Here is a 24773-nt window from a genome sequence, read left to right as displayed (position 1 = left end):
AGCTTTTCTCCTTATACTAAAAGTTCTGCAAATTGATCATTCAAAGGCAGACTTTGATTTTCATCTACAAATTCAATAGACCCAAATTTCGTACTGTTAGTGACCATTACCATAATTGTTGGATCATATCCGGCAGCTTGAACGGCTGCTAAATCAAAGCTTACCAATAATTCACCGGCTCTAATTGAATCATTTTCAGCAATTGAAGTTTTAAAATATTTTCCAGCCAAATTAACTGTATCAATACCAATATGGATTAAGATTTCAGCCCCTTCTGGTGTTATCATTCCTACTGCGTGTTTGGTGGGAAAAATAGAGGTAATGGTTCCAGCAACCGGGCTATAAACTTCTCCCCTAGTCGGAATGACAGCAAAACCTTCGCCCATTGCACCACTAGCAAAAGTTGGATCATTAACTTCAGTCAAAGCAATCGTTTTTCCTTGCGCAGGTTTTTCTAATACTAAGGCTTTTTCATTGGCTAAGATCAATTGGTCTTCTTCAGCGGCAACTTCATCTTTATAACCAAATAGGAAAGTTAAAATACATGAAACAAACATAGATAAGAAATAACTAGCGAATAGCCAAACAAAACCTTGACCAATATAGATTGGGAAAGACAAGATACTTCTTGTAGCGACAGCTAATGCGCCGGCACCAGCAGCACCTGCTACTCCACCAAAGATTGCACCAACACCGCAAGCAATATAAAATGGTTTTTTGTATTTTAAAGTAATCCCATAGACAGCTGGCTCAGTAATTCCAAATAATGCACTAATGAAAGATGAAATAGCTAAGCTTTTTACCTTTTTATCTTTAGCTTTGAAAAACACCCCTAAAACAGCCCCAGCTTGTGCGGCAACAGCTGTCATGCAACCAGGTCCTAAAGTATCTCGACCATAAAAGCTGATGTTATTCGTCATTACTGGCACCATACCCCAATGTAATCCGAAGATGACTAAGACTTGCCAGAATCCACCAATCACTGCACCAGATAAAATTGGACTGAAATTATAAACAGCTAAATACCCATTCGCAATTAATTCACTAGCCATATTTGCAATCGGACCAACCACCATTAACGTCAAAGGAACCATGACAATCAAGCAGATAAATGGGGTTAATAAATTTCTGACACTTTCATGGAGTCTAGGTCTAATTAGACGTTCTAAATGTGATAACACATAAACTGCCAAAATCGCTGGAATAACGGTGCTAGAATATCTTGCCAGCGAAACTGGTATGCCGATAAAATTTAACGCTGTTCCATCTGTAAAAGCTGTTGTAATTGATGGATATACTAACGCTGCGGCTAAAACCATGGCGATAAAGATATCTGTTTTGAATTTTTTTGCTGCAGTATAAGCTAAGAAAATTGGCAAGAAATAGAAGAAAGCATCTGCTGCAGCATTTAAAACAACATAAGTGCCACTTTCAATTGATAGCCAACCGACACTTGTTAACAAAGCCAAAACTCCTTTAATTAACCCACTACCTGCTAAAACACCTAAAGTTGGTGCAAAAACCGCAGCAATCATATCAATAAAACTATTTAAGATACTTTTCTTTTCTTTTTTTTCGGTTACTTCTGAGCTAGCAGTTCCGAGATTTGATATCTTAGTGATGGCTTCATAAACATCATTGACTGTGTTACCAATAACCACTTGGAACATTCCACCAGCTTCAACGACTGTAATGACACCGGTTAAATTTTCTATCTCAGCTTTTTTCGCTTTTTGCTGATCATTTAGCGTGAAACGTAATCTTGTGGCACAGTGATATAAATTACTGACATTTTCTTCTCCGCCAACATTTTTTAAAATATCTTTAGCCAATTGCTGATAATCCATTTTTGTTTCCCCCTTATAATTTGTATCCGTTTTCTATATCAATAGTATAAGAAGGAAAACCTTTTCATGCCATTCAAGATAAATCGTCACTAAAAAGGAAATTGACTGAACACTATTTTGTCGTTAGGATTTCACTGATTGCAGAAAAATCGGCTAGTATTTTGGGATTTTTAACATAGGATATATGGATCAAAGTTGAAATTTTTCTTTGCTGATAGATGATGGGTTCTTTTAAATGATATTCACGTATTTGAGACATACCACTTTCTTTTATTTCACAAGCAAATAAGATTTTTGAAGTAATAGGCACCAATACTAATTCACTAGAATTAGGTAATAATTGATGAATATTATCTATTTTTTTAGTAATATCTACCTGACTTTCTGCCCCATAGTATTTGGACAAAAAGTTTTTCTTATTTATTTCTTCTCGTTCACTAATAACGTGATAAAGCTCCGTGCTTAATTCATTCAGTTCTGCTTCTGATAAAACACTCGGAATAAAACTGAAGCCTGGATTCTCGAAAACTATTTCTTGTTCTGTGGTCAATAACACGCTGTAATCATGTTGTTCTTTTTTTGCTTCAAAAACATAAACTGGTTCAATTTGCACTTGGCGGATTTTTCGTTGTAAGCTATTCTCTATACTGCGTTTTAAAGCATTTAAAATACTCAAGGGCTGATTACTGACAATTAGCAAATTCCCCTCACTACGATAATTCTCTAATGCTTCTGCCAAATACAAGACTAAATAAGAAAGTTCAGCAAGATTCGGTCGCAAGTCAAAGTACAACGGAAAAAATCGACGCACTAAATAGGTTTCCAAAGGATAATTAGACAGTGTTTTTTGAGCGAAATGGTTTAACACATTGTGACCTGCCGCCATTCTAGTTGCCATCTGCTGAATATGGACTAGTAATGCATCGGGATTTTTAAAAAGTTGCTCAGTTGGTAGCTTTAAATAATCAATTAAAGCTGTTTCAAATTTTCGCAGTTTTTGTTTTAAAACTAAATTGTCGCCTTCGTTTAAATGTAAATAATTTAGTTCTAACAGACGATTTCCTAAAGCCGTTTGCTCATTATCGTCCAAAGAATAATCAAAAGTTTTATCTAAAAACAATGTTAGTTTGTCAATCACTGAAACTAAGAGATCATTTTGTTCTAACAATTCTAATTTTTTTTGATTCTTTCCTCTGACGACTGTCAAACTCACATAACGGGCATATCTTAAGAAATCTTCTCCAGAAACAATATAATTGGCCTCAATCAAAGCAGTTTGCATAAAGTTTTGAATCACTGATATTTTTTCTAACACTTCCATAATAAATGCTTCTGGTAATTTACTCTCGATTAGAACTGACTCAGTTCCCACCATTGAAGCAAAAATTCGTCGCATATTTTCACTACTATGAATTTTTAGCCCCTTGTGACTGGAAATCTCTAAATCTAAATGAACATTACGTTCTATCCAGCGTTGGATTGTTTTAATTTCATTTGAGATAGCTGTTTTTGATAGAAAAAAAAGATCAGCTAAGTGCTGCATACTGACGTAGTCTTCTTGAAATATTAAATAGATAATAATAGTTGATGCTCTAAAATTCATACTGGAATACATTTTATGTTTCTTTACTTCTGCTACGATTTGGGTTTGTAATTCTGGTGCTAGAAATAAAAGATGATAGCCATTACGTTTGTTACTTTCAATCTCTATATCATCTGGATAAAGTTCCAGCATGTTTTTAATTTCAGATTGTACCGTTTTTTTATTGGTGTGAATATGTTCAGCTAGCTTTTCACTAGTTAGCCAAGTATTGATATTGGCTAAGTAGACTAACAGTTCTAATTGCCGTTTTGTTAAATCCATTGAATGATCACCTCCATGCTTATTGTAGCAAAAAAGCTGTACTTAATAGTTTAAGTACAGCTAATTATTTTAAATGTTAATAGAAAGGTTAGCGCCATTTGTTTCAATCACTTGTTTGAAATAATCAAAGCTATCTTTTTTCAGCCGCTTGAAACTGCCACTGCCATCATTATGGCGATCGACATAAATAAAGCCATAACGTTTCTTCATTTCACCAGTTCCTGCTGAAACAATATCGATGGGTCCCCACCAAAGATAACCAATAACATCACAACCATCTTTAATTGCTTCTGCCATTTGTTCAATATGCATTTTTAAATAGCGCGCTCTTTCAACATCGTTGATTCTTTGATTTTCGTCAGGCGTTTCATCAATTCCCAAGCCATTTTCAACGATAAATAATGGTAGCTCATACCGATCAGTTAACTCATTCATAACATAGCGGAAACCTAGCGGATCAATTGGCCAATTCCAAGGTTCAGGAGATTTTTCAGTCAAGAAAGGATTATCAAAACCTTTTGCACCACCAGTGTCTACACGCATCTCAGCATCTTTACTGTAAACGGTACTACGATAATAACTAAATGCAACATAGTCTGAAGTATACTCTGCTAATAAATCTAGATCCCCTGCAGCAATTTCTGGTGCACAGTCTTCTTCACGCCAAATCCTTTTGACATATCCAGGATAATGTCCACGACACATCACATCAGAATATAGATATGAATTGCGTTTAAATTCTAAGGCTCCAAAAACATTCTCAGGATTACAATCCACGGGATAAGTTGCTAAAGAAGAAAAACTAAACATCACACCCATTAATGCATCAGGATCTGCTGCTTGCATCCTTTTTGTTGCTAATGCATTAGCGACAAATAAGTGATGAACCGCTTGAAAAATTTCTTTTTTAGTCAAAGTTGCAATTGGTTCTTTTGGATCTGTCGCCGGAAATTTGACTACACCTGCAGCAGCATAAGGCATCCGAAAAGCATTATTTATCTCATTAAAGGTCATCCAGTACTTTACTTTCCCTTTATAGCGATTGAAAATAACTGTCGCATAACGATCAAAAAAATCAATTAAACGTCTATCTTGCCAACCCCCATATTCTGCTACTAAAGCTAAGGGCGTTTCATAATGACTTAAAGTGAGCACTGGTTCCATGTGATATTTTAAAAGAGTCTCGATTAAGCGGTCATAAAAAAGTAGACCAGCTTCATTTGCCTCTTCTTCGTCACCTTTTGGAAAAATCCGTCCCCATGAAATGCTTGTACGAAAAGCTTTAAAACCCATTTCACTCATCATTTTAATGTCCTCTTCAAAACGATGGTAAAAATCTACCGCCTCGTGAGATAAAAAAGCGATATCTTCAGGTAAGTCCAACTCCCAAATTCCTTGGGCTTCATTCCATGAGATACTTGGATGCTGATTCATAATACCAAGTAAAGTATCTGTTACATTAGGTAGTTTTCCATCCTCTAGCCAAGCTCCTTCTACTTGATTGGCAGCTACTGCACCACCCCATAAAAAATTTTCGGGAAATACATTGGTTTCTGTCATAATGACCCTCCTATATTTTCGAATCCGTTTTCTTAATATAAGCATATATTTATTGCCGTAAATTTGCCATACTAGAATTTTCCTATGTAAAAAAGAAATTTTGTGAACGAAAGAAAGTTAATTAGCCATTACCATTCTCAATTCTGTTACATAATGATCCTACTTTAACAGTCAAATACACTAATTTAACAATATTTCTCTTTTTTTGTAATTATTCTTAATTTAGTTTAACTTTTCTGGTATAATTTTAAAGTGAGAGCGATATCATAAAAAATAATACTTGAATCGCTCATCCCAAAAAACTTTATTTGTTAAAGGGGGAAAGATTGACCTTAGTTCTATCGTTTTTTGTGAAATACTTTACAATTGCTGTCGTAACAAATTAATCTTATTTTGGAAGTGAGGAATTTATTAATGACAAAGACAATTATTATCGGAGCGAACCATGCGGGAATTGCAGCTGCAAATACTTTATTGGACACTTATAAAGATCAAGAAGTCGTAATGATCGATCGCAACACAAACTTAAGTTATCTAGGTTGCGGAACTGCTTTATGGGTAGGTCGTCAAATTGATTCTTACGAAGGATTATTCTATACAAAGAAGGAAGATTTTGAAGCAAAAGGCGCTAGAATCATGATGGAAACTACGGTTGATCATATTGATTTTGATAAAAAAGAAGTTCATGCTTTAACTAAAGATGGCGAAAAAGTTGTTGAAACTTACGACAAACTAATTCTAGCAACTGGTTCTTTACCTATCTCACCGCAAGTTCCTGGTAAAGATTTAGAGAACATCCATTTCTTGAAACGTTTCCAAGACGGACAAGCTGTTGATGCGATTTTAGCAAATGATGATGTAGAAAATGTAGCTGTTATCGGAGCTGGTTATATCGGTGTTGAAATTGCCGAAGCTGCTAAACGACGTGGCAAAAATGTTCTATTATTTGATGCTGCTTCTCGCTCTTTACCAAACTACTATGACAAATGGTTCACAAATGACATGGATCAAGTTTTAACGAAACATGATATTCAATTACATTTTGATGAATTGGTTAACGAGTATAAAGGTGATGAAAAAGTTGAACGGATCGTTACTAAAGCGGGAGAATATCCAGTTGATTTAGTTATCAATGCAATTGGTTTCTTACCAAATAATGACTTAGCTAAAGATCATCTAAAATTATTTAAAAATGGCGCTTACTTAGTTGATCGTCATCAACAAACAAGTGATGAGAATGTTTATGCTGTTGGCGATTGTGCGACCGTTTATTCAAATGCCTTAAGAGATACAACTTATATTGCCTTAGCGACAAATGCTGTTCGTTCAGGGATTGTCGCTGCCCATAATATTGGCGGAACTCCTTTAGAATCGACTGGTGTTCAAGGTTCAAACGGTATTTCCATCTTTGGTTACAATATGGTTTCAACTGGCTTATCCGTTGAAGCTGCTGAAAAAAATGGCATGAAAGTAAAACATACTGACTTTGAAGACTTACAAAAACCTGGCTTTATGAAAGAAAACGATAAAGTGAAGATTCGAATCGTTTATGAAGAAGGTTCTCGTCGAGTAGTTGGTGCCCAACTTGCTTCAACTACTCCTGAAATTGCTATGGGTATTCATATGTTCTCATTAGCAATTGAAGAAGGTGTAACTATCGATAAATTAAAATTATTAGATATTTTCTTCTTGCCTCACTTCAATCAGCCATATAACTACATTACGATGGCTGCTTTAAGTGCTGAATAATTAAAGGTAAAGTGATAAGCGAAATCAATATTTTGCTTATCACTTTTTTTCTACATATTTTACACTCGCTGTTTTGTGCACAATTTAAGAGGCTCAACTGCAGAAATTACCTTAAACTATAAATACCACAACAGTTGTGGGAAAGGAAGTGAACTATTTGGATTGGTTAGAACGGTTAAATCAGAGCTTAAATTATTTGGAAAATCATCTAGAGCAAGAAATTTCTTATGAAGAAATTGCAAAGATTGCCTGTTGTTCCAGTTATCATTATCAACGGATGTTTTCTTATATTGCCGACGTCTCTTTAGGAGAATACATTCGTCGTCGAAAAATGAGTCTCGCAGCAGTCGATTTACAGAATAGCGGAAAAGTAATTGATGTAGCAGTCAAATATGGCTATGATTCCCCTACTTCATTTAATCGTGCTTTCAAAAAGATTCAAGGTATGACTCCGCAACAAGCAAAAAATTCTGATACCAAACTGCTAAGCTATCCAAAGCTAAACTTCTCAATTTAAATTAAAGGAGTGGCAGCAATGGCTTACAAAATTGTCGAAAAAGGACAGCTTCGTTTTATTGGAAAGAAAGTATCTCTGGGTCCTGATGTCGAAACAGCAATGGTAGAAATCCCAAAATTTTGGCAAAAACTCTCAACAGAAGGCTATCTCGAAAAATTATTTCCTTTAATTCAACCAGAATTTCCTGCGGTATATGGCATTAGTATTTCAGAAAACATTGATCAAAAACAATGGGAGTACATGATTGGTATTCAAAGTGATCAAAAATTATCAGGTTTCGATGAGTATTATTTACCCGCAGCTAAATGGGCAATCTTCGACGGGACTGGTGAGATGCCAAAAGGAATTCAAGAACTAAATAAACAAATTTATACCGAATGGTTACCCACATCTGGTTTCGAATATGCGAACTTACCTGTATTAGAGGCTTATTTAAACAACGACCCCATTCATTCAGAATTCCAAGTCTGGTTTCCAGTAAAATAAAGTAAAGCGAGGATGTAAAAATCCTCGCTTTATCTTATTCCCCAATGATAGTGAAACCAAAACCTCGAATGTGAGTTTTGAGCATTTCTAAATACTCATTGGCAATCGGTGTTAAGGCAGTTTGTTCATGTTTTAGCCAACCTAAAGTAATAGTATCTTCAACCTCTAGCGGTATCGCAACAATTTTATCATCATTTAATTCACTAGAAATGATTCCCGAACTAATGGTATATCCATTTAAACCAACCATCAAATTAAAAATAGTAGCTCGATCAGATACTTTGATTTGTTTTTTATGATCCAAGGTACTCAAAATTTCTTCAGAAAAATAAAAAGAATTCCCCTCACCTTGTTCATAAGACAAATACGGATAATCCAGCAAATCCTCTAAACTTACAGTTGTCTTTTTTGTTAATGGATTTTGAATCCCAACAAAGACATGGGGCTTTGCATCAAATAAAGGCGTGAAAATCAAGTTTTCTTCTTTAAATAGTTTCTTCAACACCTTTTGATTAAAATCATTTAAATATAAAATACCGATTTCACTTTTAAAGCTACTTAAATCTGTCAAAATATTTTGCGTTTCAGTTTCTCGTAAAGTAAATTGGTATTTTTCACTTTCCACTCCCCGAATCAACTCCACAAAAGCATGCACCACAAAAGCATAATGTTGTGCTGAAACTGAGAAAGCTTGTTTTCGCTTACTTTGTTGCTTATACCGTTCCTCTAATAAATTTACCTGATCTAAAATTTGACGGGCATAAATCATAAATTCTCGTCCTTCATCAGTCAGGGAAACACCCATTTTACTCCGTAACAGCAGTTTCAAATTCAATTCATTTTCTAATTCTTTAATTGCATTAGAAACACTAGGCTGAGTTAAAAAAAGCTGTTTTGCTGCCTCATTAATTGAGCCAGTTTTCACAATTTCCTCTAAATATTGCAGTTGTTGGATTCTCATTTTTTCTCCCTTATATCTTTTTAAATAGTTTACGTCAGGTTATAGTTTTTAGCTATAACTTTTGCCATATTTTTTCAATTATCCAAGCATTCATATTCATGTTAATCTTTCAAATAACAACAAGGAGTACTTAGGAGGAAGAATATATGACTACAACAATTATTGGTTTTCCCAGATTGGGTGAATTTAGAGAATTAAAATTTGCAACTGAAAAATATTTTAGAAATGAAATAAATGAATCAGAATTACAAGCTACAGCAAAAGAATTACGCCGAAAACATTGGCAATTAGTCAAAGAATCAGGTGTAGATGAAGTTGTCAGTAATGACTTTTCCCTATACGACAATCTCTTAGACACAGCTTTTTTATTCAATATCATTCCGTCAAATGTTGAAACTAGTCCCTTATCGTCTTTAGAAAAATTCTTTGCTTTAGCTCGTGGGCATCAGTCAGAAACAATTGATATCAAAGCTTTACCTATGAAAAAGTGGTTTAATACCAATTATCACTATTTAGTACCGAAGTTTGAAAAAATAACTAAAGTAAAAATTAACAGCAGTAAAATATTTGATGAATATCAAGAGGCAAAAGCATTAGATATCGAGACTCGTCCAGTTTTAATTGGACCATTTACCTTACTTTCATTGGCAGATTTTGAGGAGGGTATTTCTGCAAAAGATTTTGTGAATGATCTTACGATTGCTTATCAAGACATTTTCAAGGAGTTAAAAGTGTTAGGTGCCCAGTGGATTCAATTAGATGAACCCAGCTTAGTAACCGATCTTTCTGTAGAACAAAAAGCACTATTTTTAGATATTTACCATAATTTATTAAATGACAAACAAGATTTAAAAATTTTGCTACAAACTTATTTCGGTGATGTTCGTGATATTTATCAAGATTTGATTCAATTATCGATTGATGCTATCGGATTGGACTTTGTCGAAGGTCCAAAAAATATATCATTATTACAAACAGGCTTTCCTGCTGATAAAAAATTATATGCGGGTATCATCAACGGAAAAAATATTTGGCGAAATCAATATCAAAAAAGCTTAGCAATTTTACAACAATTACCTACTCAAAATGTTGTTTTAAATACTTCTTGTTCATTATTACATGTACCATTTTCTATTGAAAACGAAGAATTCCCTGTTGAAGTTAAAAAACATTTTTCTTATGCTACTGAGAAATTAAATGAGCTGGTTGAGTTATCAGAGATAGTTGCTGGAAAATCAGAAAAGCTAGAAAAAAATCAAGCCTTGTTCCAACAAGAACGATTCACAAAAGATCCAAAGGTAGAAGAAAAAATTGCTTCTCTAACGCCTGAGTCATATATCCGTCAACCAGCTTTTGAAAAAAGAGAACTTCTCCAACGAAAAGAATTCCAATTACCTTTATTACCAACCACAACTATTGGTTCATTTCCGCAAACCAAAGAAGTTAAGCAAACTCGTGCGCGTTTCAAGAAAAAGGAAATTGACCAGAAAACGTACGATCAATTCATTGCCCAGCAAATAGATAACTGGTTGCAATGGCAAGAAGAAATTGATCTAGATGTGTTAGTTCACGGAGAGTTTGAAAGAAACGACATGGTTGAATATTTTGGGCAAAACTTAGCGGGCTATTTATTTAGTAAAAATGGCTGGGTGCAATCCTATGGTACTCGCGGTGTCAAGCCACCAATTATTTGGGGAGACATTTATCGAACAGCACCAATTACTGTTAAATGGTCCAAATACGCACAAAAACAGACCAACAAATGGGTCAAAGGAATGTTGACTGGTCCAGTAACCATTTTAAACTGGTCTTTTCCACGAGAAGATATTTCTTTAAAAGAATCAACCTTACAAATTGCACTAGCTATACAAGAAGAAGTTTTAGACTTGGAAAAAAATGGCATCCGAATTATTCAAATTGACGAAGCTGCTTTACGAGAAAAATTACCATTAAGAAAAAATGATTGGTACAGCGAATATTTAGATTGGGCTATTCCAGCTTTTCGGTTAGTTCATAGTAAAGTGCAGCCACAAACACAAATTCACACCCATATGTGTTATAGCGAATTTACTGATATTATTCCGGCAATTGATCAGATGGATGCTGATGTCATCTCCTTTGAAGCTTCTCGGTCAAATTTAGAAATTTTAGATGAATTAAAAGCTAATCACTTTAAAACGCAAGTTGGCCCAGGAGTCTATGACATTCATTCGCCACGAATTCCTAGCACTGAAGAAATTAAAACTACAATTGATGCTATTTTAGCAAAAGTACCGCAAGAAAAAATTTGGATTAATCCAGACTGTGGACTGAAAACGCGAGGCATTAAAGAAACAAAAGCCAGTCTACAAAATATGACGGCTGCGGCAAAATTCGCCCGAAAGGAGTTATTAATCCATGACAAAAAATAAGACACCCTCCTTGTCTTTTGAAATATTTCCACCAAAAACACAAATCGGCAATCAGAAAATGCTGCAAATCCTCAACGATTTGCAGCAACTCTCTCCTGATTTTATTAGTGTCACTTGTAGTAATACCAAGGGAAGTTTTGAATCAACAACAATCAAATTGGCCGATTATATCCAAAATCAACTCAATATTCCGACTGTTACTCATTTACCAGCAGCTTATCTAACAAAAATTGAAGTAGCCACTATTCTTGATCATTTGAACCAACTAAATATAAAAAACATTTTAGCCTTACGTGGCGATATTTTACCTGAAGAACCTGCAAAAGATGATTTCAAATATGCCAGCGATTTAATCGATTTCATTCAAGCAAAGCAGCCTGATTTTAAAATCAGTGGCGCTTGTTACCCAGAAATTCACCCTGATTCTGCTAATCGTATTACGGATATTCAAAATCTTAAGCAAAAAGTCGATGCAGGTTGCAACGAACTAATTACTCAACTTTTTTTTGATAATGAACTTTTTTATGACTTCCAAGAAAAATGCCAACTAGCCAACATCAATGTTCCAATTTTAGCGGGCATTATGCCAATTATTAATCGTAATCAAGCATTGCGATTAATTAAAACAAGTGAAGCAAAATTACCGAGAAAATTCCTAGCCATATTGGAAAAATATGAGCACGATCCAATTGCCTTACGAGATGCTGGAATTGCTTATGCAATTGACCAAATTGTCGATTTAGTCACCCAAGATTCAGCCGGCATTCATTTATACACTATGAACCACGCTGAAACAGCAAACCAAATTGTAGCTGCCACAGCTTCCCTATTCCATAAACAGAAAATGATAAGTTAAATAAAGACTGTGACATAAGTATTTTATAGATGAAATATCCTGAATACCCTAATTATCAGAGGCCGTTCAGATATATTAATTCTGTTCTAACTTATGTCATAGTCTTTTTTTGCATAAAAAAACCCAAGCCATAATCTACAGCTTGGGAATAATTGATTTATTTTTTCTTCATGTTAGCCATGTCAGCATATGTTTCAGAACGTTTTTCCATATCTTCGACAGTTTGCTGATACATTTCTTCCACTACTTCTGGATCTTTTTTGATGCTCTTCAAGGCAGCAAAACGAGTCTGTGTATCCAATAAATCTGGAATTTTAGAGAAGTCAGCTTTCTTAAAGTCAATCCGCATTGGATCTTTTCCTTTAGCAGCTAAACGAGGATCATAGCGATACAATTGCCAATATCCTGACTCAACTGCAGCTTTTGCTTCTTGAATTGAGTTCGTCATCCCACCGTGTAAGCCGTGAGCAATACATGGTGTGTAACCAATGATGATTGATGGACCATCATAAGCCTCCGCTTCAGTAATAGCTTTAATAGCTTGAGTTGCATTAGCTTCCATCGAAATTTGTGCTACATAAACGTTGCCATAAGTGACAGCCATCATACCTAAGTCTTTTTTAGCCGTTTTCTTACCACCAGCTGCAAATTTTGCGATTGCAGATGTTGGTGTTGCTTTCGACATTTGTCCACCCGTGTTGGCATATACTTCATTATCCATAACAAAGATATTTACGTCTTCACCAGAAGCCAAGACATGATCAATTCCGCCAAAGCCAATGTCATAAGCCCAACCATCGCCACCAATAATCCATTGACTAGGTTTAACAAAACCATCTTGTTCAGCTAAAATTGCTTGTAATTTTGCATCCGTTTCCTCAGCTAAAACAGCCTTTAATTTTGCTGCTCGTTGTTGAGAACCGTCACCTTCTAATGCGTGATCTACCCAATCTTGCATAATGTTTCGAGTATCTTCAGTGCCTAAACCTTCTGCTAAAGCATCTTTCATCATTGTCATTAGACGTTGACGTTTCACTTGCGTAGCTGTGTACATACCGAAACCATACTCAGCATTATCTTCAAATAATGAGTTAGACCAAGCAGGTCCTTGACCAAATTGGTTAGTAGTGTAAGGCGTTACTGGTGCAGATGCGCCCCAAATTGACGAACAGCCAGTAGTATTAGCAATCATCATACGATCACCATATAATTGTGTTAATAATTTAATGTACGGTGTTTCACCACAACCAGAACATGCTCCTGAGAATTCTAATAATGGTTGTTCAAATTGTGAGCCTTTAACTGAAGCTAATTTCACAGGGTTTTCTTTTTGACGTAAAGTCATTGCAAATGCCCAGTTAACAGCTTCTTCTTTTTGTTCTTCATAAGGTTTCATGACAAGCGCTGAAGCAGGACATTGTTCCACACATAGTCCACAGCCAGTACAATCTTCTAATGAAACTTGAATTCTGAACATCAAACCATTTTTCTTGAAGTCACGAGTAATGAAACCTTCTGGTGCATCACCAATTTCATCTTCATCAATTAAGAATGGACGAATCGCAGCATGTGGACAAACGAATGAACATTCATTACACATGGTACATTTATCAGTTAACCATTCAGGGACTTCTAGAGCAATTCCTCGTTTTTCATAAGCTGCTGTACCCATCGGGATTCGACCGGCTAACATGCCATTATCAATCAAATCACCAACTGAAAGATCATCACCTTCTTGGCGATTCACTGGATCTAAAATATTGCGAACAAAAGCTGGACGATCAGAATCATCCACTTTTTCAACCACAACTTCAATTTCAGCCCATTCTTTTGGTACTTCAACTTCATGTAGTTTATCGAAAGTTTGATCAATTGCTTGCCAGTTCATTTCAACTACTTTTTGTGATTTATTGCCATACGTATTTTGAATTTCTTCTTTAAGTAATGGCAAGAACTCATCGCGTTCCATAATATCTGAAAGTTCAAAGAATGAAGCCGACATAACTGTATTAATTCTGCGACCTAACCCAATTTTGCTGGCAATTGACATAGCGTTGATAATGTAGAACTTGATATTATGCTCTGCTAAATAACGTTTCAACGAATTTGGTAAGTGTTTTTTAACCTGCTCTTCATCCCAAACTGTATTCAGTAAGAAAGTTCCGCCATCTCTTAGGCCTTTAACCAAATCATATTTGTGTAAGTAAGCGGCATTATGACAACCGACAAAGTTTGGACGTTCAACTAAGTAAATTGAATTAATCGGATCCATCCCAAAACGTAAATGAGACACGGTTAACCCGCTTGATTTTTTAGAGTCATAAGAGAAGTATGCTTGAGCATAACGATCAGTGTGGTTCCCGATGATTTTGATGGCTTGTTTATTAGCACCAACAGTACCGTCTGAACCAAAGCCCCAGAATTTTGCTTGATAAGTTGTATCTGGCGTCAAATCAAGAATTTCACGTTTTTCCAATGATAAATGCGTCACATCATCAATAATTCCGATTGTGAAGCGTTGTTTCATTTCATCAACTGGTTTCACTAATTCATCATAAACAGAAACAATTTGATCAGGTGTTGTATCTTTTGAAGCAATACCATAACGGCCACCAATAACGATTGGTCGTTTTGTATGACGATACAAGATGCTTTGAACATCTAATAATAATGGTTCGCCGTCTGCACCCGGTTCTTTGGTACGATCTAAAACGGCAATGCTTTTAACTGTATCTGGTAATTTTGCCAATAAATTTTCAGTTGGGAAAGGACGGTATAAGTGAATATTAATATGTCCCACTTTGCGACCTTGTTTATTCAAATAATCTACTGTTTGACGAATCGTTGGTGCCACAGAACCCATTGAAATAATCACTTCGGTTGCATCTTCAGCACCATAATAAGTTGTTAAATCGTAATTAGTGCCACGAAGTTTATTAATTTCAGCCATATATTTTTCAACAACTGCTGGTAAACGATCATAAAATTGGTTGACTGTTTCACGAGATTGGAAATAAAGATCCGGGTTTTGGGCAGTTCCTGAAACGTGTGGATTATTTGGATTCAAAGCACGATCACGAAACTCTTTTAGTTTTTCTTGATTAACTAAACCTTTTAAATCTTCATAATCTAATACTTCAATTTTTTGCAACTCATGACTTGTTCTGAAACCGTCAAAAAAGTTTACAAAAGGCAAAGTGCCTTCAATACTTGCTAAATGAGCAACAGCAGACAAGTCCATTACTTCTTGTACGCTACTTTCTGCTAACATCGCAAACCCAGTTGAACGAGCAGCCATTACATCACTATGATCACCAAAAATAGATAAAGCATTGGTTGAGACCGCACGTGCTGCAACATGGAATACACTTGGCAATAATTCTCCGGCAATCTTATACATATTAGGAATCATTAGCAATAATCCTTGTGAGGCTGTATAAGTAGAGGTAAGAACGCCCGTTTGTAAGGAACCATGAACTGTACCAGCAGCCCCTGCTTCCGATTGCATTTCAACTACTTTAACAGGTTCACCAAAAATATTTTTTTGTCCCTTTACAGCCCATTCATCGACTACTTCAGCCATTGTTGAACTAGGCGTAATTGGGTAAATCGCTGCAACTTCTGTAAATGCATAGGAAATATAGGCAGCTGCTGTATTTCCATCCATTGTTTTCATCTTTTTCATTGCAAACTTCCTCTTCTATTGATCTTTTTGCTGAGTAATGTAGGCATCGATCTCTTTGGCAGCAAGTTTTCCTGCACCCATAGCCAAAATAACTGTGGCCGCACCGGTCACGATATCTCCACCGGCAAAAAGTCCTGGGACGTTCGTAGCGCAAGTTTCTTCATCTGCATCAATATAACCCCATTTGTTAAGGTTCATATCTGGATAGCTTTCTAGTAAAATTTTGTTTGGTCCTTGACCAATAGCCTCAATCACTTCACTTGATTCAATGATAAATTCGCTATCAGGAATCGGTACCGGTCTCCTACGACCAGAATCATCGGGTTCACCCAATTCCATTTTTATACATTTCACACCGACTAAATTACCGTCACCATCACCTAAATATTCTACCGGAGCAGTTAACCATTCATATTCGATACCTTCTTCAACTGAATGATGGTATTCTTCTTCTCTGGCAGGCAATTCTTCAACAGTTCGGCGATAAATAACCGTTACTTGATCGGCCCCTAAACGTTTAGCCGAACGAGCTGCATCCATTGCGACATTTCCGCCGCCAATAACCGCAACTTTTTTACTTCGTTTGACTGGTGTATCATATTTAGGGAATTCATAACCATGCATTAAATTAATCCGTGTTAAAAATTCACTTGAGGCTTGAACACCATTTAAACCAGTCCCTGGAATACCCATGAAGTTTGGTGTTCCCGCACCGACAGCGATATAACAAGCATCAAATTGATCCATAATTTCTTCCATTGTAATTGTTCTACCAACAATCACGTTCGTTTCAATTTTTACGCCCGCTGCTTTGATTTGGTTAATTTCTTTGGCTACAATACTTTTTGGTAAACGGAACTCAGGAATACCATAGCTCAATACACCACCAGCTTTATGCAGCGCTTCAAAGATAGTCGCTTCATATCCCATTTTGGCTAAATCACCAGCCACAGTTAAACCAGACGGTCCTGATCCAATCACGGCAACTTTTCCTTTGTCCAACGGGATCGGTTCTTCCGAAACCGCATTTTCTAAAGCCCAATCAGCAACATAACGTTCTAGTTTACCAATTGCTACTGGTTCGAATTTTTTCGATTTTCCTAAACGGCAAACCATTTCACATTGCTTTTCTTGCGGACAAACACGACCACAAATAGCCGGTAAATTAGAAAAGCGATTAATAATACGATAAGCTTCCGGCATATCTTCATCTTTAATTGCTTGAATGAATCCTGGGATGTCAATCATCACTGGGCAATATTGAATACAAGGAGCATCTTTACATTGCAGACAGCGAATCGCTTCTAAGCGTCCCTCTTCATCCGTATAACCTAGAGCAACTTCTGAGAAATTAGTCGAGCGAACAATTGGATCTTGCTCTTTCATCGGTGTCTTTGTATAACTTCTTTTTGCCATTTTCGCCACCTACCTTCCCAATTGTTCTAATGAGAGGGTTTCTTCTTCACGATACTGTCTACTTCGCTGAACAAACTCATCCCAATCAACATCATATGCATTAAACTCAGGTCCATCTACACAAGCAAATTTTATTTCATTGTTAACCGTGATACGACAACAGCCACACATGCCAGTGCCATCAATCATAATTGGATTCAAAGAAACAAACATTGGTACTTCATATTTTTGAGCAGTTAAAGTAGCAAATTTCATCATCATGCTTGGTCCAATCGCCCAACAATAATCAATTTTTTCTCGTTCGAAAACATCCACCATTGCTTCAGTTACCAGACCTTTACGACCCAATGAGCCATCGTCTGTCATAATAATTAATTCGTCTGATAATTCTTCGACTTCATCTCGCAAGATGACTAGCTCATCTGTTTTTGCCCCTAGTACGCTAATTACTCGGTTACCAGCTAGACTTAAACCTTTAATAATCGGTAATAATACTGCGATTCCGACACCACCACCAACCAATAATACAGTTCCATAATTCTCAATCTCAGTCGGTTTGCCTAATGGGCCGACAATATCGCTAAGATAATCGCCATCTCTTAATTCAGCAAGCAAAATTGTCGAGCGGCCAACAACTTGGAAAATCACTTTGATGGTCCCAGCTTCTAAATCTGTATCTACAATAGTTAATGGAATGCGTTCCGCCTCTTCATCTTTTTTTAAAATGACAAATTGACCTGGTTGAGCCTTTTCAGCAATTCTCGGCGCTTCCACCCAAAATTCAAATTCATTTTCAGCTAATTGTTTTTGTCTTGAAATCAGAAACACATTAACCCATCCCTTTCAGTTTGACTAGGCATCAATTAATGCAGCAACAAATCCTTCCAATGTCACTACGTCTTCATCTTCTGCTTCATTTTCAATTTTCACAACATCAGCGCCTTTTTTAGCTCCTGTTTTTGCGAAAGCTGCATCAAAGTCATCTGCTGCTGTACAGAAATAGTCAGGATAAAGCTCACTATCACCAGTACCTACAACACCGTAAACTTTGCCGTCTAAATCTTGATCCGGTAATTCTTCATAGAAATCTTCAAAATCAAATGGTAGTTCACCATCATTGTAAGTATAAGTTGCTACAACACAGATATCTGCATCATCAAAGAAATCATCGTCAGCGTCGTCTACTTCAACACGTTCCACATCGATTCCTTTGTCTGTAAATTTTTCTTCCAAGATTTCCGAAATTCCTTCTGTGTTTCCTGTCATACTTGCATAAACGATTTTTGCCAAAGCCATATTGCTCATCCTTCCTTTAAATCAGATTTTTTATGATAACAAATGAAGAAATGTGAAAAGCCTTACAAATTAATATACTTCGACTTTCCTACTTCATTTATAATATAACATATATTTCACAAATTTCCATAATTTTTTTTAGCACATCAAATTCTTTTTGCAAGCCAAAAACTTTTTTTAAAGTCTGTGTAAACATTTACAAACTTATCTCTTAAAAAAGAGGTAGAATCTTAAAAGATTCTACCTCTGGACAAACGAATTTGACAGTGCGGTAATAGGTATTCACCTAACACTATTTTATAATACTTTGTTACTTTTTTCTAGTAATTCTTGATAATTTTCTGGCGTATCAATATCGAATAATTCTTCTTTCGACCAAGGAATTTCAATCGTAAAATCATGATACTTGTCACGTATTTTACGTCCACCAGTTTGACCACCTACTTCTTTTAATTCAGCTATATATTTTTCCCCAAAAAAAGTTGGGGAACTGGGATTTCCGTTATGGATTGGGTAGACAATATTTTGACTGTCCCCTTGTTTTGCCAGTTTTTCTAGCAATTCACTGGATAATCTAGGTTGGTCAATCGGCATAAAAATAAGATGTTTTCCACTAGCCTCTGAGGCACCTAACTTTACACTGGTGCTTTGGCCAAGACCGCTCTCGTGATTTAAAACTACTTTAACTTTTGGCGGTATTTCTATTTTAGCCAAATCCTCTGGTTTAATGACTAATAATACTTCATGAAATGCAGAATTTTTTAATGCTAACTTAAGTGCCCGCGTTAAAAATGTTTCCCCTTGATAAGTTAAAAATAATTTATTTTTCTTCATGCGATTTGAAAAACCACTCGCCATGATTACGATACTTGTATCAGAAATTACCATGAGCTACCTCATTATCTTTTCTTTTTTTGGTAAGGTGTATTGACTATTGGTAAGACATTTCTTAACTCTCCATCAAAGGCATGGTATGCTCCGGCTACTGCTGGTGCCGTTGGAATCGTTGAAAGTTCACCGACCCCTTTTATCCCGTACGCTAATCCTTCATGAATGTCTTTAGCTGCAACAAAACTTGTATCAATTGGTGGTACTTTGGAAGCATCCATTAAACCAAGAGTAGCATATTTTGCTTTCACAAATCCATCTTCCATCGCAAAGTTTTCTGTCAATGCATAGCCCAAGCCCATAACAATTCCGCCTTCAATTTGTCCTTCTGCTGCTCTTGGATTAATTACTTGACCCATATCATAAGATGCATATATTTTTTCTAATTTCCCTTTTTCATCCAAAGTAACTACTTCAGATGCGTAGCCATAGCCGGCATGGCTTACTGGATTTTCTTTTTCAGAATTTAATGGATCAGTAATCGCAGAATATTCACCAAAATATTCTTGCCCTTCCAAGGATTCCAAAGTACGTCCCATGTCTAAGTCTACTCTCAATTGCATTGCCGCTCTTCGTGTTGCTTCACCGGTAAATAATGATTGCCGAGAAGCAGTGGTAGTACCTGAATCTGGTGTACGAGCCGTATCTGGCTGTTCTGCAATAATTAATGCTGGATCAATATCTAAAGCCTCAACAGCTATTTGAGTAGTAACCGTTTGCATTCCTTGACCAATACAAGCTGCCGAAGTTCGAACATGCACCTTGCCATCTTCAACGGAAACGATACATCGACCAATATCAGATAAACCAACACCAATTCCACTATTTTTAAAGAAACATGAAATCCCAGCTACATCGGCATTTTCATAGGCATCTTTAACAGCTAGCAAGCTTTCTTTCAAAGCCGCATTTTTTGAAACAACTTGACCATTCGGTAAAACATCACCTGGTTCAACTGCATTTTTATAACGAATTTCCCAAGGACTGATACCAACTTTTTCGGCTAGCAAATTCAAATTACATTCAATCGCAAAAGCTGTTTGACACACACCAAATCCGCGGAAAGCTCCTGCTGGTGGATTATTAGTATAAACTGCAAAACCTTCAATATCGATATCTTTATATTTATATGGTCCTGCCGCGTGAGTACATGCTCTTTGTAAAACAGGTCCTCCCAAGGAAGCATAAGCACCCGTATCAGAATAAATCACAGCCTTCATTGCAGTTAAATTACCTTCTTCATCACAACCAGTTGTGAAATCCATTTCCATACCATGACGTTTCGGATGAACCATCAAACTTTCATCTCGGCTAAGTAAAACTTTGACTGGTTTCTTTAATAGATAAGCTGCCAAACTGGCATGATGCTGGACGCTCATATCTTCTTTACCACCGAAACCACCACCGACAAGTTTCGCTTGAACATGGACTTTTTCTTTTTCTAAACCTAACATACGAGCACATTCTCGTTGCTCATCATAGATACTTTGGCCAGCACTCCAAAGCAATACCCCATCTCCTTCAGGTTGACCGATAGCACATTCAGGCTCCATGAAAGCGTGCTCATTAATAGGTACAGAATAATGTTCAGTAACTACATATTTTGAATTATTTAATTTTTCTTCGACATTTCCACGAATTAAATGCTCATGACTTAATACATTACCTTTTTCATGGATTTTTGGTGCATCCTCAGCCATTGCTTGCTCGCAAGACGTTAGTGGTTCAAGAACCTCATATTCAATCTCAACTAATTCTTTAATTTCGGTTAATGAATCTTTATTGCTAGAAACTACTAGCACAATAGCATCTCCAACATATCGAGTGATTTCACCTTCTGGAATCATTACATCCCAGTCAGAAATAAATTCTAAGTGACCAATTTTATTATTTCCGGGAACATCTGCTGCTGTGAGTACTGCTTCACAGTCTGGATGAGCCAAAGCTTTTTCTGAATTGATTTTTAAGATTTTCGCTCTTGGATAAGCTGATCTTACGGCAGATGCGTGAAGCATTCCAGGGACGACAATATCATCTACATAAATGCCTGTTCCTAGTGTTTTTTCTACAGCATCAACTCGTTTGAAATCATCACCTAATCTTCCTTCAGCTGGCTCCTCAGGGATTGGCGTTTCCTCTCTTAACATTTGCGCTGCTAATTGTATTCCTTCGATAATTTTCACATAACCAGTACAGCGACAAATATTTGCTCGAATACCTTTACGAATATCTTTTTCACTTGGATCTGGATTTTTTTCTAATAAACCTACAGCAGAGACAACAAATCCCGGAATACAGTAGCCACATTGAACAGCTCCAGTTTTAGCAAAAGCATATGCAAAAACATCTTTTTGGCGCTGGCTAATCCCTTCAACCGTTGTTACATCTTTTCCATCAACTTTTGATAATGAAAATAAGCAGCTTTTGGAAGCCCTTCCATTTATAATGACAGTACAAGCGCCACAAGCTCCTGAATCACAACCATCTTTTGTACCAGTCAAACGCAAATCATCTCGCAAGAAATGCATCAACTCTTTATCTTCTTCACATGTGACTGGCTGGCCATTTACAGTAAATGAATACATATTTTTACACCCCTATACTATTAAAAATAAGTTTTTATCTCAAAAACATTATACCATCAAAAATATTTTTTGTATTCAAAAAATATTTATTTTTGGGTATTTTAAAATTTATTATTCGTTATTTAAAGTTCGTTTATCTGCGATTTTTAAAAAAAGAAACAAGTCAAAATATAATTTTGATTTGTTTCGTTTTACTAAGTCGAATATAGTCTTCTATTTACTTTTTTTGATTCATATCTTGTGAGAAAAAACGTTCAAAAGTTTTATCAACTAAACTATAAGTCTCTTTTTCGAAATTTTGATAATTAGTTAATAGTCGTTTTCCTTCTTTGGTTAACTGTGATCCGCCGCCATTTTTACCACCAACTATTGACTCTATCAATGGTTGTCCCCAACATTTTTCAGCTTTTTGTAAAATTCTCCAAGCTTTGTTATAAGACATATTCATTTCTTTAGCAGCTTTACTTAGTGAACCTGTTTCACTAACAAAAAAAAGGACTTCAGCTACCCCAGGACCAAAGAAGACCTCCCCTTTTTTTAGACGCAGCGTCATGGTGTAATCAAGCTTTGCTTCGTTATTCATTCCTTCACCTCGTTATTTTTAAAATAGATAACGGTTTTAAAAAAAGAGGGCTTTACCTTTTCAGCAGAGCCCTTTTCTTAATTATAAATGTTTTATTAGATATTTACTATTGCTTTATGGAAAACAGGAACAGCGAAAGTAGGTCAACTTAAATTTGCATCGAGAAAAACAAATTAGCTAAAGGCAATTAAAATGTAGAGGTAAGGTTTTTCTAAAAAAACTTGTTAAAATTAACGAACCTGTGAAGACTTTAAAATTTTATTTCTTATTTTGGAAGTTTGTTCAAACCTAAGATGATCTACTTTACAAAGCTCCTGAATTACACTATTTTTTTAATTTTGGTCGATTAAAAATGATGTTTAAAAGAATCGCCATAATGGCTGTTAAAATCACTTCTGACTCCCCGAAGATTGTTTGAAACCACTCTGGAAATCCTTGCAATGAATTAGCTGATAAAGCTACCCCAGTCCCTAAAGCTAGTGATAAGCCAACAATAGTAGCATTTTGTGAGGTTAATTTTTCATTAGCAATGGTCTGAATTCCCGTTAAAGCAATCGTTGCAAAAACTGAAATAGTTGCGCCACCAATCACTGCATAAGGAATTGATGTTAACAGACTAGCAATTTTCGGTACAAAACCTGCAATAATTAGAATTGCTGATGTGAAAGTTAAAATATATTTATTAATTGCTTTAGTCGAAATCACTAAGCCAACATTTTGACCAAAAGTTGAAATTGGTACTCCACCAAAGAATCCTCCTAGAAAAACAGCTAAACCTTTGCCTAAAATACCACCAGATAATTCACGATCCGTCGGTTGTCGATCCATTGCTCCAACTGTTGTAGCTGTGAATTGACCAATGGCTTGAACAGTATCAACAAATATCAATAAAATCAAAGTGAATATTTGAACAAAGTTAAAGTTTAAGCCAAAATGTAAAGGCCGAATCATTTGAAACATACCAGCTTCTTTAACGGATTCAAAAGAAACCATTCCTAATGGTAATGAAATTAAATAACCTACAACCATACCAACTAAAATAGATGATAATTTTAAAAATCCTTTGCCAAAACTATTCAAATAAAAAACAATAATAAACGTAATAATCGCAACCAACCAATTTTTCATTGAGCCATATTCAGAACTTGAAACGCCGCCTGCCATGTATCCTACAGCAACTGGAAACAAAGACATCCCAATACTCAAAATGACTGTTCCAGTGACAATTGGCGGAAAGAAAACTCGAATTTTTTTGATGACTAATCCAATAAATATAACTGCTAGACCACCAAAAATTTGCGAACCAAAAATAGTTGCAATACCATAATTTGCTCCCATAGTAATTAAAACTGGAACGTAAGCAAAGCTCGCTCCCATCATAACCGGTAAGCGTGCTCCAAAATAACGAAAAACTGGAAACAATTGAATTAACGTTGCAACACCAGCAAAAATAAGCGATGTTTGAATGATTAGCGTGGTGTCGCTAGCGCTCAAATTACATGCCTGCGCAATCATTAATCCCGGTGTGACAATACCCACCACAGCGGCAATAACATGTTGCAAACCTAACGGCACCACTTCAATTAGTGAAGGTACGGCGTCATAGTCAAACAGGGCATTGGTTTTTTCTGATACGAGTATAGTTTCTTTGGGTTCTGCCATAACACGTACCTCCTTTAATTTTTAATCTCTCACTAAAATTGCTTCCATTTCAAAAAGTCCACCTTTTGGTAAGGCAGCAACCGCAATTGCTGAGCGAGCTGGTTCCCAATCAGTAAAGTATTGACTATAAACCTCGTTGACTTCTGCAAAATTATCCATATTTGTCAAAAAGACTGTCGTTTTTACTACATCAGAAAAAGTAAATCCAGCTTCTTCAATGATCGCTTTAAAATTTTCAAAACCTTGGATTGCTTGCTCCCGAACTGTTTCTTTTAAGTCACCTGTTGCAGGATCAATCCCTAATTGTCCAGAAACAAACAACATATTACCATGTTGAATCGAATGAGAATAAGGTCCGATCGCTGCTGGTGCTTTTTTACTATTGTTCACTTTATTTGCCACTTTAA

18 protein-coding genes are annotated in these 24773 nt (G+C 36.0%); 5 read left to right on the top strand and 13 right to left on the bottom strand.

The features are described 5' to 3' along the window. Positions 1 to 11 precede the first annotated feature (11 nt). The 3 genes from KUA55_RS03345 to KUA55_RS03335 all read right to left on the bottom strand — a co-directional run bounded on the left by KUA55_RS03345 (position 12) and on the right by KUA55_RS03335 (position 5271). Complete coding sequence (locus KUA55_RS03345) at positions 12 to 1847, bottom strand: beta-glucoside-specific PTS transporter subunit IIABC (protein ID WP_218324747.1); 1836 nt, start codon at positions 1845 to 1847, stop codon at positions 12 to 14. 112 nt (positions 1848 to 1959) lie between these two features. Next, positions 1960 to 3711 (bottom strand): helix-turn-helix domain-containing protein, encoded by a 1752-nt coding sequence (locus KUA55_RS03340; protein ID WP_218324746.1) that lies wholly within the window; start codon positions 3709 to 3711, stop codon positions 1960 to 1962. A gap of 69 nt (positions 3712 to 3780) precedes the next feature. Further along, a complete protein-coding gene (locus KUA55_RS03335; protein WP_218324745.1) occupies positions 3781 to 5271 on the bottom strand; it encodes a glycoside hydrolase family 1 protein in 1491 nt (496 codons plus the stop codon). A 414-nt stretch (positions 5272 to 5685) separates the two neighbouring features. Here KUA55_RS03335 and nox point away from each other — a divergent pair, with 414 nt between their 5' ends. The 3 genes from nox (at position 5686) to KUA55_RS18265 (ending at position 8023) form a co-directional block, all read left to right on the top strand. Then, positions 5686 to 7020: a H2O-forming NADH oxidase gene (gene nox / locus KUA55_RS03330; RefSeq protein WP_218324744.1), complete on the top strand. Its 1335-nt coding sequence runs from the start codon at positions 5686 to 5688 to the stop codon at positions 7018 to 7020. 157 nt (positions 7021 to 7177) lie between these two features. Further along, positions 7178 to 7537 carry a helix-turn-helix transcriptional regulator gene (locus KUA55_RS18270; protein ID WP_246601360.1) on the top strand — a complete coding sequence of 120 codons (360 nt, stop codon included), beginning with the start codon at positions 7178 to 7180 and terminating at the stop codon, positions 7535 to 7537. A gap of 18 nt (positions 7538 to 7555) precedes the next feature. Further along, positions 7556 to 8023 (top strand): GyrI-like domain-containing protein, encoded by a 468-nt coding sequence (locus KUA55_RS18265; protein ID WP_246601359.1) that lies wholly within the window; start codon positions 7556 to 7558, stop codon positions 8021 to 8023. Positions 8024 to 8057: 34 nt separating this feature from the next. Here the strand turns inward: KUA55_RS18265 and KUA55_RS03320 are convergent, their stop codons facing one another. Next, positions 8058 to 8984, bottom strand: coding sequence for a LysR family transcriptional regulator (locus KUA55_RS03320; RefSeq protein WP_218324743.1), 927 nt, complete (start codon positions 8982 to 8984; stop codon positions 8058 to 8060). A gap of 146 nt (positions 8985 to 9130) precedes the next feature. Between KUA55_RS03320 and metE the strand changes: the two genes are divergently transcribed. Beyond that, complete coding sequence (metE, locus tag KUA55_RS03315) at positions 9131 to 11395, top strand: 5-methyltetrahydropteroyltriglutamate--homocysteine S-methyltransferase (RefSeq protein ID WP_218324742.1); 2265 nt, start codon at positions 9131 to 9133, stop codon at positions 11393 to 11395. Continuing rightward, positions 11382 to 12251 carry a methylenetetrahydrofolate reductase [NAD(P)H] gene (gene metF / locus KUA55_RS03310; protein WP_218324741.1) on the top strand — a complete coding sequence of 290 codons (870 nt, stop codon included), beginning with the start codon at positions 11382 to 11384 and terminating at the stop codon, positions 12249 to 12251. The genes metE and metF overlap by 14 nt, the downstream gene beginning before the upstream one ends. Before the next feature lie 157 nt (positions 12252 to 12408). Here the strand turns inward: metF and nifJ are convergent, their stop codons facing one another. The 9 genes from nifJ to KUA55_RS03265 all read right to left on the bottom strand — a co-directional run bounded on the left by nifJ (position 12409) and on the right by KUA55_RS03265 (position 24768). Beyond that, on the bottom strand, positions 12409 to 15936 hold the full coding sequence (gene nifJ, locus KUA55_RS03305) for a pyruvate:ferredoxin (flavodoxin) oxidoreductase (RefSeq protein ID WP_218324740.1): 3528 nt from the start codon (positions 15934 to 15936) through the stop codon (positions 12409 to 12411). Positions 15937 to 15951: 15 nt separating this feature from the next. Beyond that, complete coding sequence (gene gltA / locus KUA55_RS03300; RefSeq protein WP_218324739.1) at positions 15952 to 17352, bottom strand: NADPH-dependent glutamate synthase; 1401 nt, start codon at positions 17350 to 17352, stop codon at positions 15952 to 15954. A gap of 9 nt (positions 17353 to 17361) precedes the next feature. After that, a complete protein-coding gene (locus KUA55_RS03295; RefSeq protein WP_218324738.1) occupies positions 17362 to 18180 on the bottom strand; it encodes a sulfide/dihydroorotate dehydrogenase-like FAD/NAD-binding protein in 819 nt (272 codons plus the stop codon). A 24-nt stretch (positions 18181 to 18204) separates the two neighbouring features. Beyond that, positions 18205 to 18648, bottom strand: coding sequence for a flavodoxin (locus KUA55_RS03290; protein ID WP_218324737.1), 444 nt, complete (start codon positions 18646 to 18648; stop codon positions 18205 to 18207). 297 nt (positions 18649 to 18945) lie between these two features. Further along, entirely contained in the window at positions 18946 to 19536 is a 591-nt protein-coding gene (locus KUA55_RS03285) for a nucleotidyltransferase family protein (protein WP_218324736.1), read from the bottom strand. Between the two features lie 11 nt (positions 19537 to 19547). Further along, positions 19548 to 22121: a selenium-dependent xanthine dehydrogenase gene (xdh, locus tag KUA55_RS03280; protein ID WP_218324735.1), complete on the bottom strand. Its 2574-nt coding sequence runs from the start codon at positions 22119 to 22121 to the stop codon at positions 19548 to 19550. Positions 22122 to 22338: 217 nt separating this feature from the next. Next, on the bottom strand, positions 22339 to 22704 hold the full coding sequence (locus KUA55_RS03275; protein WP_246601358.1) for a winged helix-turn-helix domain-containing protein: 366 nt from the start codon (positions 22702 to 22704) through the stop codon (positions 22339 to 22341). A gap of 324 nt (positions 22705 to 23028) precedes the next feature. After that, complete coding sequence (locus KUA55_RS03270; RefSeq protein WP_218324734.1) at positions 23029 to 24366, bottom strand: nucleobase:cation symporter-2 family protein; 1338 nt, start codon at positions 24364 to 24366, stop codon at positions 23029 to 23031. Positions 24367 to 24387: 21 nt separating this feature from the next. After that, positions 24388 to 24768, bottom strand: coding sequence for a RidA family protein (locus KUA55_RS03265; RefSeq protein ID WP_218324733.1), 381 nt, complete (start codon positions 24766 to 24768; stop codon positions 24388 to 24390). Positions 24769 to 24773 lie beyond the last annotated feature (5 nt).

The organism is Enterococcus alishanensis (genome assembly GCF_019218635.1).
In the GTDB taxonomy this organism is placed as follows: Bacteria; Bacillota; Bacilli; order Lactobacillales; family Enterococcaceae; genus Enterococcus_A; species Enterococcus_A alishanensis.
Note: the sequence above shows the minus strand (reverse complement) of the source record. Positions and strands in the feature narration are given on the sequence as shown.

Bases quoted from the DNA above. Each gene is read 5' to 3' on its own strand.
- metF (WP_218324741.1), top strand. From the start codon at position 11,382: ATGACAAAAAATAAGACACCCTCCTTGTCTTTTGAAATATTTCCACCA.
- gltA (WP_218324739.1), bottom strand. From the start codon at position 17,352: ATGGCAAAAAGAAGTTATACAAAGACACCGATGAAAGAGCAAGATCCA.
- KUA55_RS03345 (WP_218324747.1), bottom strand. From the start codon at position 1,847: ATGGATTATCAGCAATTGGCTAAAGATATTTTAAAAAATGTTGGCGGA.
- KUA55_RS03320 (WP_218324743.1), bottom strand. From the start codon at position 8,984: ATGAGAATCCAACAACTGCAATATTTAGAGGAAATTGTGAAAACTGGC.
- KUA55_RS03285 (WP_218324736.1), bottom strand. From the start codon at position 19,536: ATGGTAATTTCTGATACAAGTATCGTAATCATGGCGAGTGGTTTTTCA.
- KUA55_RS03275 (WP_246601358.1), bottom strand. From the start codon at position 22,704: ATGAATAACGAAGCAAAGCTTGATTACACCATGACGCTGCGTCTAAAA.
- KUA55_RS03290 (WP_218324737.1), bottom strand. From the start codon at position 18,648: ATGGCTTTGGCAAAAATCGTTTATGCAAGTATGACAGGAAACACAGAA.
- KUA55_RS03340 (WP_218324746.1), bottom strand. From the start codon at position 3,711: ATGGATTTAACAAAACGGCAATTAGAACTGTTAGTCTACTTAGCCAAT.
- xdh (WP_218324735.1), bottom strand. From the start codon at position 22,121: ATGTATTCATTTACTGTAAATGGCCAGCCAGTCACATGTGAAGAAGAT.
- KUA55_RS03270 (WP_218324734.1), bottom strand. From the start codon at position 24,366: ATGGCAGAACCCAAAGAAACTATACTCGTATCAGAAAAAACCAATGCC.
- nox (WP_218324744.1), top strand. From the start codon at position 5,686: ATGACAAAGACAATTATTATCGGAGCGAACCATGCGGGAATTGCAGCT.
- KUA55_RS18265 (WP_246601359.1), top strand. From the start codon at position 7,556: ATGGCTTACAAAATTGTCGAAAAAGGACAGCTTCGTTTTATTGGAAAG.
- KUA55_RS03335 (WP_218324745.1), bottom strand. From the start codon at position 5,271: ATGACAGAAACCAATGTATTTCCCGAAAATTTTTTATGGGGTGGTGCA.
- nifJ (WP_218324740.1), bottom strand. From the start codon at position 15,936: ATGAAAAAGATGAAAACAATGGATGGAAATACAGCAGCTGCCTATATT.
- metE (WP_218324742.1), top strand. From the start codon at position 9,131: ATGACTACAACAATTATTGGTTTTCCCAGATTGGGTGAATTTAGAGAA.